The organism is Mycolicibacterium vinylchloridicum (genome assembly GCF_013404075.1).
Classification (GTDB): Bacteria; Actinomycetota; Actinomycetes; order Mycobacteriales; family Mycobacteriaceae; genus Mycobacterium; species Mycobacterium vinylchloridicum.
In genome coordinates this window covers 91,372-103,730 of sequence record NZ_JACBJQ010000012.1, presented here as the reverse complement: position 1 = coordinate 103,730, position 12,359 = coordinate 91,372, and the positions used below count along the sequence as shown (strand labels likewise).

At 64.9% G+C, this 12,359-nt stretch carries 11 protein-coding genes and 1 pseudogene; 2 read left to right on the top strand and 10 right to left on the bottom strand.

Features of this window, described 5'->3' with window-relative positions; genetic code table 11:
- Positions 1-8: 8 nt before the first annotated feature.
- The 8 genes from HPC46_RS12725 to fadD5 form a co-directional block, all read right to left on the bottom strand.
- Complete coding sequence (locus HPC46_RS12725; protein WP_407665495.1) at positions 9-1,166, bottom strand: virulence factor Mce family protein; 1,158 nt, start codon at positions 1,164-1,166, stop codon at positions 9-11.
- Positions 1,163-2,788: a virulence factor Mce family protein gene (locus tag HPC46_RS12720; protein ID WP_179470286.1), complete on the bottom strand. Its 1,626-nt coding sequence runs from the start codon at positions 2,786-2,788 to the stop codon at positions 1,163-1,165. The genes HPC46_RS12725 and HPC46_RS12720 overlap by 4 nt, the downstream gene beginning before the upstream one ends.
- A 3-nt stretch (positions 2,789-2,791) precedes the next feature.
- A complete protein-coding gene (locus HPC46_RS12715) occupies positions 2,792-4,339 on the bottom strand; it encodes an MCE family protein (protein WP_179470284.1) in 1,548 nt (515 codons plus the stop codon).
- Positions 4,336-5,376, bottom strand: a complete 1,041-nt coding sequence (locus HPC46_RS12710; RefSeq protein ID WP_179470282.1) for a virulence factor Mce family protein — start codon at positions 5,374-5,376, stop codon at positions 4,336-4,338. Before HPC46_RS12710 ends, HPC46_RS12715 begins: the two co-directional genes overlap by 4 nt.
- The gene (locus HPC46_RS12705) at positions 5,373-6,584 is read right to left on the bottom strand and encodes an MCE family protein (RefSeq protein ID WP_179470280.1); all 1,212 of its coding nucleotides are present in this window, start codon (positions 6,582-6,584) and stop codon (positions 5,373-5,375) included. Before HPC46_RS12705 ends, HPC46_RS12710 begins: the two co-directional genes overlap by 4 nt.
- Positions 6,585-6,588: 4 nt before the next feature.
- Positions 6,589-7,458, bottom strand: a complete 870-nt coding sequence (locus HPC46_RS12700; RefSeq protein WP_179470278.1) for an MlaE family ABC transporter permease — start codon at positions 7,456-7,458, stop codon at positions 6,589-6,591.
- A gap of 1 nt (position 7,459) precedes the next feature.
- Positions 7,460-8,215, bottom strand: coding sequence for an MlaE family ABC transporter permease (locus HPC46_RS12695; protein WP_050950537.1), 756 nt, complete (start codon positions 8,213-8,215; stop codon positions 7,460-7,462).
- A gap of 275 nt (positions 8,216-8,490) precedes the next feature.
- Entirely contained in the window at positions 8,491-10,116 is a 1,626-nt protein-coding gene (gene fadD5 / locus HPC46_RS12690) for a fatty-acid--CoA ligase FadD5 (protein WP_179470276.1), read from the bottom strand.
- 154 nt (positions 10,117-10,270) lie between these two features.
- On the opposite strand from fadD5, the gene HPC46_RS12685 reads away from it, so the two are divergent.
- Positions 10,271-10,963, top strand: coding sequence for a GntR family transcriptional regulator (locus HPC46_RS12685; protein ID WP_179470274.1), 693 nt, complete (start codon positions 10,271-10,273; stop codon positions 10,961-10,963).
- A gap of 5 nt (positions 10,964-10,968) precedes the next feature.
- Here the strand turns inward: HPC46_RS12685 and HPC46_RS12680 are convergent, their stop codons facing one another.
- Positions 10,969-11,412 (bottom strand): SRPBCC family protein, encoded by a 444-nt coding sequence (locus HPC46_RS12680; RefSeq protein WP_005142557.1) that lies wholly within the window; start codon positions 11,410-11,412, stop codon positions 10,969-10,971.
- Positions 11,413-11,426: 14 nt separating this feature from the next.
- A complete protein-coding gene (locus HPC46_RS12675) occupies positions 11,427-12,083 on the bottom strand; it encodes a TetR/AcrR family transcriptional regulator (RefSeq protein WP_179470272.1) in 657 nt (218 codons plus the stop codon).
- 150 nt (positions 12,084-12,233) lie between these two features.
- Between HPC46_RS12675 and HPC46_RS34970 the strand changes: the two are divergent.
- Positions 12,234-12,344, top strand: a pseudogene (locus HPC46_RS34970) (CAP domain-containing protein); the annotation flags it as partial.
- Positions 12,345-12,359: the final 15 nt, after the last annotated feature.

The window sequence follows — 12,359 nt, the reverse complement described above, 5'->3', positions numbered from 1 at the left end:
TCACCCCCTCACTCGCCGCGCTCGACAAACGGTCCGCCACCGTCGGTCATGTTCGGGTGCGGCGTGAACCGCACGTCCGGAATCATCGTCTGCGGATCGCGGCCCCAGGACTGCTCGAGAGCACGCAGCATTCCGGAGACGCCGGTGCCGGTGAGGAACGCGTTGTCGATCGAGCTCAGCGTCAGGTCGAAGGTGGCCGACGTGTTGATGTAGTCGCCACGAATAACCTTCGGGATGTTGTCGATCGGGTACGGGGCCGTGATGACCAGCTTCAGCGAGTCGATCAGATACGGCGCAGCCCGCCCGAGCTGCTTGAGCGGACGCTGCAGCAGCGCCAGGTTGGTGTCGAAATCGGCACGCGACTGCGACAGCGTCTGGTCGGTGATGCGGCTGAATCGGCCGAGCGCCTCAACGGCGCCGGTGAAGCGATCCCTGGCATCCGCGAAATACTTGATCAGCGGCGGGAATTCGGTGAGCACACGGTCCAGCGTGGCGTCCCGCGCGGCCACGATCGACACCAGTTCGTTGGTCTTGTCGATGGCCCGGGTGAGGTCCTCACGCTGCTGGTTGAGCTGGTCGGTGAAGGTGTCCAGCTTGCCCAGGAAGTCTCGGATCTGTTCGGCGTTGCCGTCCAGGATGTTGGCGACCTCGGTCTGGATGATCTCCAGGTTCGGGATGCCGCCGCCGCGCAGCACGGTGGCGATACTGGCCAGCGTGCGTTCGGTGGTCGGGAACGACTGGGAGTTCTTCAGCGGAATCGTCGCACCGTTACGCAACGGTTCGGGCGACGGGTTCGGCGGCGGATCCAGCTCAACGTGCTGGGTGCCCAACAGGCTGGTCTGGCCGATCCGCGCAATCGCGTTGGCAGGCAACTTGATTCCGGGTTCCAAGTCGAGCGTGAGGGTGGGGATCCAGTTCTTCAGCTCGATGGCACGCACCGAGCCGACGAACACGTCGGCAACCCGGACCCGGCTGTTGACGTTGAGCGCCAACGTATCCGGCATCTGGACGTAGATGGTCATCTTGTCCTTGCCGCTACCGGGTCCACCCGGCATCGGCACGTTGGCGATACCCCGCCAGCCGCACGACGTCAGCACCAACGCCGTGATCAGCAGCACGAAAGCGCGCCAGCCGTACCGGCGGGTGGTGGTCAGGATCGCGCTCACTGTCCACCTCCTGCTTCAGCGGGCAACGCCGGACCGGCCGGAGCCGCGGGCGCGGGCCCTGGCGGAGGACCTCCACCGTTGATCTGCTGCGAGAGCGGCAGCGGTCCGGGGACGACGTCGGGACCCGGTGGTGGCGGCGGGATCGCACCCGGGTACCACGGCGGCGGCAGCGGGTTGTTCTGGTCGTAGGAGTTCGACGGCGCGCCACCGCGCGGGCCGCCCGGCGGGTAGTCGACGGGATCCGGGCCGCCCAGAAGTGCCGCCAGCGAGTCGGGCGTGAGCATGTTGGCGGTGAACGGCTGCACGTCGACACCCTGCATACCCGGCGCCACAATCCAGCCCGGCTCGTGATTGCCGTGCGAGAACAACGTGTCCCGCGACCAGATGCCGGGCACCGTCGTGTCCTTGTACCCCGGCGGCGGCCGCAGCCGTTCCTCGGAGTAGGCGACGTACTTCGGCAGCGTCTCGGCCGTCGAGAACTGGTTCACACCGAACGGCGGGAAGTTGAACTTGATCGCGTCCATGATCGGCGCGAGGTACTCCGCGCACATCTCCGCCGAGTCCTGATAGCCCAGGCGGCTACCGGACTGGATCGCCGAGCAGATGAACTGCATCGGGTTGGCGAAGCTGGCGACGGTCGGAATCGCCACCAGCGCACCGTGCGTCGGGTGATAGATGTTCTGCAGGTTGGCGGCCAGGTTCGGGTAGACGTGCAGCACCGTCTCCAAGCCGTTGCGCGAATCCGGTTGCAGCACCTGGGTGGTGACCTCGGAGAGGTTGTTGATGTCCTTGCTCAACACCGAGCCGTTGTCGTTGACGAACTTGCGCGCCGTGGTCAGCAGCGCGTCAATGTCCTTGACCGCCTTGGCCACTTCCTGATCGGAGTTGGAAAACGAGTTGGTGAAGGTGGCCAGGTCGTTGTTGAGTGCCACCAGCTGCTGGTCGCTCTTGTGGAGCGCATTGACGAACAGAGCCAGGCTCTTGAGAACGGCGAAGAAGTCACCGCGCCCCTCGTTCAGGGCGGTGACCGCATCGGACAGCGCCTTGAACGTGGTGTTGATCTGCTCGCCCTTGCCCTCCAGCCCATTGGCGAAGGATTCCAGGACATCACCGAACGGGCCTTTGGGCTGCTCGGGCGTCGGGCCGAGTTTGGTGACGATATCGGAGATCTGGTTGCGCAGGTCGTCCCACTCCACCGGCACCTGAGTGCGGTCGATCGGGATGACCGCGTTGTTCTCCATGACCGGACCGCCGGTGTAGGGCGGGGCCAGCTGGATCACCCGGGAGGCGACCAGGCTCGGGTTGAGGATCGTCGCGGTGGCGTTGGCGGGGACCTTGTACTTGTTCTGGTAGTTGAAGGTGACCTTCATCTTGTCGCCGGCTGGTTCGATCTTGTCGATCTTGCCGACCTGCACACCCATGATCTGCACGCGGTCACCCGGGTACAGGGCAAGCGCCTCGGGGAAATACGCGACCACCGTGTTGGTGGTCAGCCTCTTGTAGCCGTAGTAACCGAAGAACGCCGCGAACACCGCAAGGATCACCACGAGCGTGCTGATGATGACCGCGGTCCGAGACACCTTGGGCAGACCCAGATTACGAACATTGAAGACAGTCGACATCGGTTAGGCTCCCCCTCCCTGATCGACGGGCGCCAGGTCTCCGACCGGCGGCACCTGCGGTCCCGGTCCCGGCGGCGGGATCGGTCCGATGAGCGCGTTCGGCGGTGGTGCGTATCCGGGGATATCGGTGGCCGGGCCCGGTGTCGGGGCGACCGGGACGGTGCGTGCCCCTGGCGGACCCGGCGCCAACGGCGGGGCAGGCACACCCTGGATGGCCGGCGAGAGTTCGCCTGGGAAGGCGGCACTCGGGACACCGGGGGCGTAGCCCGCGGCGGGGTTGGGTGCCGAGATCGGCACGTCGGCGCTCGGGTACTCCGGTCCGCCGAACGGTCCCTGGGTCAGGCCGGCGCACGGCAGCGGGTTGCCGGTCGTCGGGATGCCGTCCGGGGGCGGGGTGTACGAGCACGGTGAGCCGGGGCCGACCGCGGGACCAGGATGCTCCGGAGTGCCCTCCAGCGGGATCGGGGCCGGCGGCGGAGCACCATTGGGCTGACGCTGTCCGTTGGGATCGGGGAACCGGAACGCCGGCAGACCCGCATTGCGCCAGAACTCCTCGGGGTCGATGCCGCGCTTCTTGAATGCGGCGTCCACCCACGGTTGCAGGATCTGGTAGGGCACCAGGTTGACCACGAGCACCTTGAAGTACGGGCCCGACCCGATGGCCTCGGCCAGTGCGCCCATGAACTTCGAGGCGGTGATCAGCACGTCGGACAGGTCCGTCTTGTGCTTCACCAGCACATCGCTGATCGTCTTCAGCTGCTCCAGAACATGATTCAGATTCGGGTTGTCGTTGATGAATCCGGCGAACTGCTCGGAGATCAGCGACACATTGGCCAACAGGTAGTCGATCTCGGAGCGACGCTGGTTGACCGCGGCCAACAGGGTCTGCGCGTTGACGGCCAGCTTGTTGATCTGCTCACTTCGGTTGCCCAACACGGCGGCGACCTTGTTGGCGTTGGCCAGCAGTTGCTTGAACTGCTCGTCACGCTTGCCGATCGTGTCGGAGAACCGGGCGACGCCGTCCAGCGCCGCGCTCAGGTGCGGATATGTCTGATCGATGGTCTCCGACAACACATTCAGCGATTGCTTGACGGTGTCGATGTCCCAGCCCGCGGCGGCTTTCGTCACGTCGAACACCGCGTCATAGATCTGGTAGGGCGTGGTGGTCTGCCCTACTGGCAGAACAGAACTGGCCTGCAGCAACTTGGCACCGCGCGGCTCGATCTCGAGCACCCGCTTACCCAGGATCGTCTCGGTGCGGATGGCGACCCGGCTCTCCGTGCCGATCTGCCTGGGGCCCAAGTTGAATCCGATCAGCACGTGGTCGCCATCGATCTTCAGCGACTTCACTTCGCCGACATCCATACCCGCGATGCGGACCTTGTCACCGGGGTTCAGACCTGCACTGTCGGTGAATTGGCCATAGTAGGTCGGCTGCGCGAACAGCTGCGGAATGCCCGAAAAGCTCTGTCCCACAGCGACAACCAGCAGCACGATCACGATGCCGGCCAGGCCGTTCTTGATCCGGTTGGGAGTCTCTAGCGTCCTCATTGCGGCGTGCACCTACCCGTGGGCTGCTGAGTGATCTTCACGGTGCGGACCGGGCCGCCGGGCTGCAGGCCGTTGAGCTTCAGGTTGATATCGCACAGGTAGAAGTTGAAGAAGTCGCCGTAGATACCGCCGGCGCGGCCGATCATCTTGACAGCCTGCGGCAGCTTCGTCAGCAGATCGTCAAGGCGGTCCTGACCGTCGGCCAGCGGCTGCTGAATGATCTCGAGCTTGCCGATCGTGTCCTTGAGCTGTGGACGGTCATCGGCCAGCAGGTCGCCCAGAGTGCCTGCAGCACTGCTGATATCGGCGGTTGACTGAGCCAGCGGGTCGGCACGGTTGTTCAGCCCGGTGATGAGGATCTCGAGGTTGTTGACCGTCTGGTCGAAGTCCTTCTCGTGCTTGACGGTGGTGTCCAGCACGGTGTTCAGGTTGGTGATCACCTCACCGATCGCCTGGTCGCGGTCGGCCAGCGCGGAGGTCAGCTGGGCCGTCTGGTCCAAGATGTCGTTGATCGTGCCGCCCTGTCCCTGGAAAACGGTGACCAGCGACGAGGCGATGGTGTTGACCTTCTGCGGGTCCAACGACTTGAACAGGGGCTTGAAACCACCGATCAGGGCATCCAGGTCGAGCGCGGGCTGCGTGCGCGACATCGGGATGAAGCCGCCCGCGGGCAGGATCCGTTCGGCGCCTTCGCCGGTGCCGCGCTCGAGATTGACGTAGCGGTTGCCGATCAGGTCCTGGTAACGGATCTGGGCGGTGGTCGACTGGTACAGCGGCAGGGTCCGGTCGACGTTGAGCGTCACCTGAACCCGGTCGCCGTTCCCGATGAGTTTGATGTCGGACACCTTGCCGACCTCGACACCACCGGCCCGGACGAACTGGCCGTCACGCAAACCACTGGCATTGCTGAATTCCGCGGTGTACGCGGTCGTTCGGTCGAATCGGAACTGACCGAACACGATGACGATGATCGCCGTGAAAAGCAGGAGCACCAGCGAGAAGGCGCCGAGTTTGATTGCTGTGCCGGTGATTTTCATGGGTTGATCGTGTTCTCCCCGACTTGGCGTCCCCAGACGTACTCGGTGAGGATCGGCTGGCCCAGTTCGAAGTGGTTGTACGGCGCGAGTGAGGCACCGTCGTCGACCACCAGGTGCGGCGCGGGCCAGAAGTTGCGGTCGATCGTCTGCCAGCAGCCGGGCGCGCCGCCGGGGCCACCGTGCCCGTTGATCCTGGGCAGGTTGTCGGGATAGACGTACGGGTTAGGGGCACCGAGGAATTCGGTCACGGTGTCCAACGAGTAGCCGTTGCCGCCGAACGCATCCAGCGCCGGTTGCAGCGCCTCGGCTTCACCCTTGATCTGGCAGTACAGCTGCGGGCTGTAGGTGTCCAGCAGTTTGGCGGTGGGGATCAGGTCGGCCTGGCCGCGCACGAAGTAGGGGCCGCCGCGTTCGAAGATGTCGGCGCCGGTATTGCCGAACCCGGTCGAGGCCAGCAGCGCGGCGTCGAGATCCTTCTGCTGCTCGTTCAACGTGCGCGCGGTCGTCACCGCGTGATCGAGGAAGTCCCACAGATCCGGGCTGGCCTTGGTGTAGACATCGGCCAGCTTCGAGAGCTGCTGAATGTTGCTGCGAATCTGCGGCATCTGCGGATTGATGTCATCGAGGACCGCGTTGCCGTTGACGATCGACTGCCCGAACTTGGTACCCAGACCGTCGAGCGCCTCGGCCGCCGCGGACAGCGTCAGGTTCAGCTTGACCGGATCGACCTTCTCCGAGATCGACGTCAATGTCTCGAACAACGTGTTGAACTCCGTCGTCACGCCCGAGGACTTGATCACGTCAGAGCTCGAAATCCGGGTCTTCACCGGGTCCTGCGGGCTGGTGAACGACACGTACTTGTTGCCGAACACGGTGCTTGCTTTGACCTGGGCGTCGACGTTGGCCGGAATCAACGAGATGTAGCGCGGTGCGACCTCGAGGGTGAGCTCGGCGACCGACTTACCGTCGCGGTTCACCGCGGCGACCTTGCTGACGCGACCGATCTCCACGCCGTTGTAGGTCACCTTCGACCCCGGGTCCATCACCAGGCCGGCGCGGTCGGAAACCATGGTGAGCCTCGTCTTCGGCGTCAGGTCACCACGGAATTGGAGGTAGACCAGCGCCACCAGGACGACGGCCAGCACCAAGAAGACCACACCCGCCAACTTCAGTGGCGGGCGCCGGGAAGCATTCAACGGCTCGGTCATGCCGCTACACCGTTAGGTTGAAGTTCGGGTCGGTGCCGTACAGCGCCAACGAAGCCAGCAGAACTACCGTCGCGACGGCAACCAGTGAGGCTCGCATCGAGACTCCCACGGCCTCGCCCACGCCCACCGGACCACCGCTGGCGTTGTAGCCGAAGTAGCAGTGATTGATCATCACGAACATCGCGATGATGATCGCGACGACGAACGACCAGAACACGTCGTCGGGCCGTAGGAAAGTCCGGAAGTAGTGGTCGTAGGTACCGGTCGACTGGCCGTAGAGCACCGTCGTGGTCAGCTGCGCGGCCAGGAACGACAGCAGCAGAGCCATGGCATACAGCGGAATGATCACGACCATGCCGGCGAGGATGCGCGTCGACACCAGGTAGCTGATGGACTTGATGCCCATCACCTCGAGTGCGTCGATTTCCTCGCTGATGCGCATGGCGCCCAATTCGGCGGTGGCGCCGGCCCCGACCGTCGCCGCCAGCGCGTGCCCCGAAACCAGGGGCGCGACAACCCGGACGTTCACCAACGCCGCGACGAATCCGGTGAAGGCTTCGACGCCGATGTTGCCCAGTGAGGCGTAGCCCTGGATCGCGATGAGCGAACCACCGGACAGCGTCACGAAACCGACGATCGCGATGGTGCCGCCGATGACGGCCATCGCGCCGGTGCCCATGCCGATCTCGGCGATCAGCCGCAGCGTGGCCCGGCGGTAGTAATGCAGCGCGTGCGGAATCTGGCCGACGGCGGTGACGGTGAACCAGGCCACGTCGCCGACTCGGGTGATGAATCGGCCAGGCGCCGACGCGAACTTCGTTGCCCGGGAATAGGCGCGGGGATACCGGCCGCGCAGAACTGTCGCTGTACTCATGTCAGTGCCCCGTTCCGAAGCGAACACCAATGGTCGTCAGGACGACGTTGACGGCAAACAGGGCGACGACGGACAGCACGAGGGTCTCGTTCACCGCCGTCCCGAGGCCCTTCGAGCCGCCGGACACCGTCAGACCGCGGTAGCAGCCGACCAGGCCGGCGATCAGGCCGAAGGTGAGCGCCTTGACGATCGAGATGATCACCTCGGGGAGTCCGGTGATCAGGGTCAGAGTGGAGACGTAGGCACCGGCGGAGATGTTCTGCATGTACACGCCGAAGATGAACCCGCCGACCAGGCCGACGGCGATCACCGCGCCGTTGAGCAGGACCGCGACGAACGTCGAGGCGACCACGCGGGGCAGCACGAGACGGTGGATCGGATCGATACCGAGCACCTCGAGGGCGTCGATCTCCTCGCGAATGGTGCGTGCGCCGAGGTCGGCACAGATGGCCGTCGACCCGGCTCCGGCGACCACCAGCACGGTCACGATGGGTCCCAACTGGGTCACCGCGGCCAATGCGGCGCCCGCGCCGGAGACATCCGCGGCGCCGAACTCCACGAGCAGGATGTTGATGGTGAAGATGATCAGGATCGTGTTCGGCACGGCCACGGCGATGGTCGGCAGGAACGTCACCCGGAACTGAAACCAGCCCTGGAGGATGAACTCTCGCCACTCGAAGGGCCATTTCGTGGTGGCCTTCGCGGTGAGTACGCACATGCGGAAGAAGCCGCCGATGGCGGTGAGCGCCGGACGCATCTTGTCCGAGACGTAGTCACCTACGCCCGTCGTCGTCGCCGTCACTTGGACACCCACATGACGGGACCACGTCGGTCGTGGCGTGGCGGCAGTCCGTCTGGCACATACCCTCCTTGCCCCGACCCGCAGTGAGTGAGTGTCGTCTCCCTACTAACGAGTAGTAAGGCGGACCACAGGAATGTACCCGATCGCCGAGGGCCCGTGCACCGCATCCGCACTATTGACCCTCCCTCGTTATCCGGCGAAATTTGTCGAGCTGGTAAGTGGTTCGCGTGCTAATTGGGATCTGCTGTATCCGAAGCATTTTCGCCAGCCGGATCCGTTTCGATACTGGCGCTGAAGCGAATCCGTAGTTCCGTCTTCAGCACTTTGCCAGCGGGGTTACGGGGTAGGGCGTCGACGATTTCGAGGCCCTTGGGGTGCTTGTAACGGGCCAAACGTTCGGTCAGGAACTCGTCGAGTTCGGCCAGCCGAAGTTCTTCAGAAGAGATGGCGGCCACGGCGACCGGCACCTCGCCCCACGTGGGGTGGGCCCGCCCGATGACCGCCACCTCGACGATCGCCGGGTGGGCGGCAAGGACGTTCTCCACCTCTGCGCAATAGATGTTCTCGCCGCCGGAGATGATCATGTCCTTCTTGCGGTCGACGACCCAGACGTAGCCGTCGGCGTCCATCCTGACCAGATCGCCGGAGTGGAACCAGCCGCCGGCGAACGCCTCGGCAGTGGCGTCCGGGTTGTTCCAGTAGCCGGCCATGAGAGTCGGTGCGCGATAGACGATTTCGCCTACCTCGCCCACTGGGACGTCGTTCATGTCTTCGTCGACGACGCGAGCGGCAACAGTCGGAATGACCTTGCCCACCGATCCGCGCTTGGCGATCGCGTCGTCGCCGAGCAGCATGCACGTCACCGGTGACATCTCGGTCTGACCGAACGCGGCGAGGATCTTGCTGTCGGGGAACGTTTCCGACATCTCGCGCAGCAGGGTGTCCGATGCCGGGGCGGCACCCCAGGACAACGACCGCAGCCGGATTTCCCGCGGCTTGGCCTTCTGGGCCGCGCAGACGGCCTGCCACTGCGCCGGCACCAGGAAGATGCCCGTGACACGCTCGGCCTCGAGAACGTCGAGCAGTTGCCCGGGGTCGAACCCGCCGAGCGGGTGGATGACCGTCGGGGTGCCCAGGATGAGGCCGCCGAGGATGTTGCCGATCCCGGCGATGTGGAACAGCGGCACCCCGATGAATCCGACATCGTGGTTGATGTCGGGGCCGGTGGTGTACATCCCGGTCATCGCCTGGCCCGCCAGGTTGGTGTGGGTCAGCACCGCCCCCTTGGGCCGCCCGGTGGTGCCCGAGGTGTACATGATCAGGGCCGGGCTGTCGTTGGGGATGTCCACGGGTTCGTGCGGCTCGCCCTCTTCGGCGATCAGGTCGTCGTAGCCGAGCACCCCGTCGTCGGTGGCGCCACCGGCGACGATGACATCGGTCAAGGCCGGTGCGAGATCCCGGACGGCCTTGGCGACATCGGCGAGCACGGTCTCGGTGACCACCACCGCCGCCTCGCAGTCCTGAACCAGAAATGCCAGCTCGGGCGGGGTCAGGCGGAAGTTGACCGGAACCGCGATCGCACCGAGCTGGTTGGCCGCCAGCGTGGCCTCGACGAACTCCGGGCGGTTGAGCATGAGGATCATCACCCGGTCGCCGAACCGGACTCCGCGTCGGTGCAGGGCATTCGCGAGTGCGGTGACGCGGCGGTCGAATTCGGCCCACGTGGTGGTGTGACCCATGAAGCGCAGTGCGGTTGCATCCGGCTGCATGAGCGCGTGCCGGGCCAGTTGGTTCGTCCAGTTCTGGCGGCGGGCGAGATACGGCTGGTCGGTGGTCGCGGTCAGCTGGCTGGTCACTGTTTTCGTTGCCCTCTCAACAGTTCCGTCAGGAGTAAACGTTGCGTGAACCCGGTGGCTGGAGAACGCAGGAATCGTTATATTTGATCAAATCTATTGTTGCTTGGGTCACAATATTGCCTTGCTGCTCCCCACACAAGTCCTCGGAGGTCACGTGAACGCACCGGCTTCCGCACGGGTTGAAAACCGTCGGGGACGCCGTCGTTCACAGCTGTCGGACGAGGTCGCAGCACACCTCCGGGAAGCGATCATGACCGGCATGCTGCGGCCCGGGACGTTCATCCGGCTCGACGAAACGGCCGCCCGCCTGGGCGTCAGCATCACCCCGGTACGCGAGGCCCTGCTGACCCTGCGAGGCGAGGGGATGGTGGCCCTCGAACCTCGGCGGGGCTATGTCGTGCAACCGCTGAGCCGCCAGGACGTCGCCGACATCTACTGGCTGCAGGCCACGATCGCCAAGGAACTCGTGACCAGTGCGGCCGACCGACTGACCGAAGATCAGATCGGCGAGCTGGAACAGGCCAACGACCGGCTGGCCGCGGCGGTGGCACAGGGCGATCCGGCCACCATCGGCGCCGCCGAGTTCGCCTTTCACCGGTTGCTCAACCGCGGGGCCGGCCGGATGAAGCTGGCCTGGTTTCTGCTGCACGCGGCGCGCTATATGCCGCCGCAGATCTATGTCACCGACGCGTCCTGGGGCGAGGCGTCCGTCGAGACCCATCGCCAGCTGATCGCCGCGCTGCGCCGTCGCGACAAGGACGCGCTCGTCGAATTGTCGGGCGCGGAGTTCAGTGACGGTGTGCACCGGCTGCTCGAACAGCTGGAGCGCAACGGGATGTGGCGCTAAGCGGTCTAACTGCTCGCCGACAGCTGCTCGGCGCGGGTCTTGAGATTGTCGGCCAGATGCTCGAGCACATCGTTGACCAGCTTCTTGACCATCATGTCCGGGACCGGCAACGAGACCTCGACCTCGAGGTCCACCGTCAGCAGGCTCGTCGGCCCCATCGCCACCACGGAGAACAGCTGGTCCTGTTTGGTGAACACCTCGCCCTGCTGCAGCACGGTCTGGATCTGGTTCTCGCCCGGGTAGTACACGGCCTGGATGAAGGTGCCCGACTGGCCCTGGATCTCCATGTCCAGCCGCAGCTGACTGGGCCGGCCGTCGTCATAACGCGCCAGCACGTAGACGGCCTTGGCCTCGTCGTTCCATTCCGGATACTTCTCGAAGTCGGCGACGATCCGCAGGATCGAATCGGCATCGGCGGCGACCTCAACGGTCTTACTGACGAGCGGCATCGGCCGAGTGTATTTCAGAGCCGAGCGTTGGCTTTTTTCGTACCGGGTGCCGGGCCGAGCGGTGATTCGGCCCGAATCGTCTCGTCACGGATCAGGCCGCGCAGCAACGCGGTGCTGAACTCGGCGGCGATCTCCTTGGCCGTGCGCCGGCCGTCCGGGCGCAGCCAGCGGTAGGCGCCCAGCGTCATGCCGATATAGCCCAGCGCCACCACGTGGGTGTCGCATTCGAAGAACTCACCGCTGGCGATACCCCGGTCGATCAGGCCGTGCACGTGCTCATAGACCTGGGTTTCCTTCTCCCTGACCTCAGCGACCTGCTCGGCGGTGAACCACTCGGTGATGTAGGGCGCCTCCTGGAAGTACACCGCCGCACCCTCGGGGTTCTCGGCGATGTTCGTCAGCAACCGGACGGTGTATTGGTAGAGCGCCTCCCGGGCAGTCCAGGACGGGTCGTCGTGAACGGCCTCCAGGGTGCTCTCCGCGGAGCGTCGATAGATGTCGAACAGGATCAACGACTTGCTGGCGTAGTAGTGGTAGACCGTCGCCTTGTTCAGGCCGACGACATCGGCGACGTCATCCATCCTGGTGCCGTGATATCCGCGGGCGGCGAAGAGCTTGGTGGCGACGGCCAGCAGCTCTTCGCGCCGCGTCATCCCGTTCTCGGGTGGCATGATGTCCTCGCTTGTCCTCTTCCGGGCTTGTCTTCGTCGGACCAGCCGGTCTCTCTATCAACTGGTTGGATAGTTTAATGACCGGTGTCGCGGTATGGACCTGCGGACTAGACTCAGCCGAAGTTGCGGTTGTCCTGGGAGGTGTGACGGATGGATCCGAATCCGGATTACGACGCAAGCGATGAGGTCGAGTACTTCTTCAGCTGGCTTCCGTGGGCACTGCGCGGCGTGTACCCGCCGCCCGCGTACCCGCCGGTTTGATCCAGCCTGACCAAT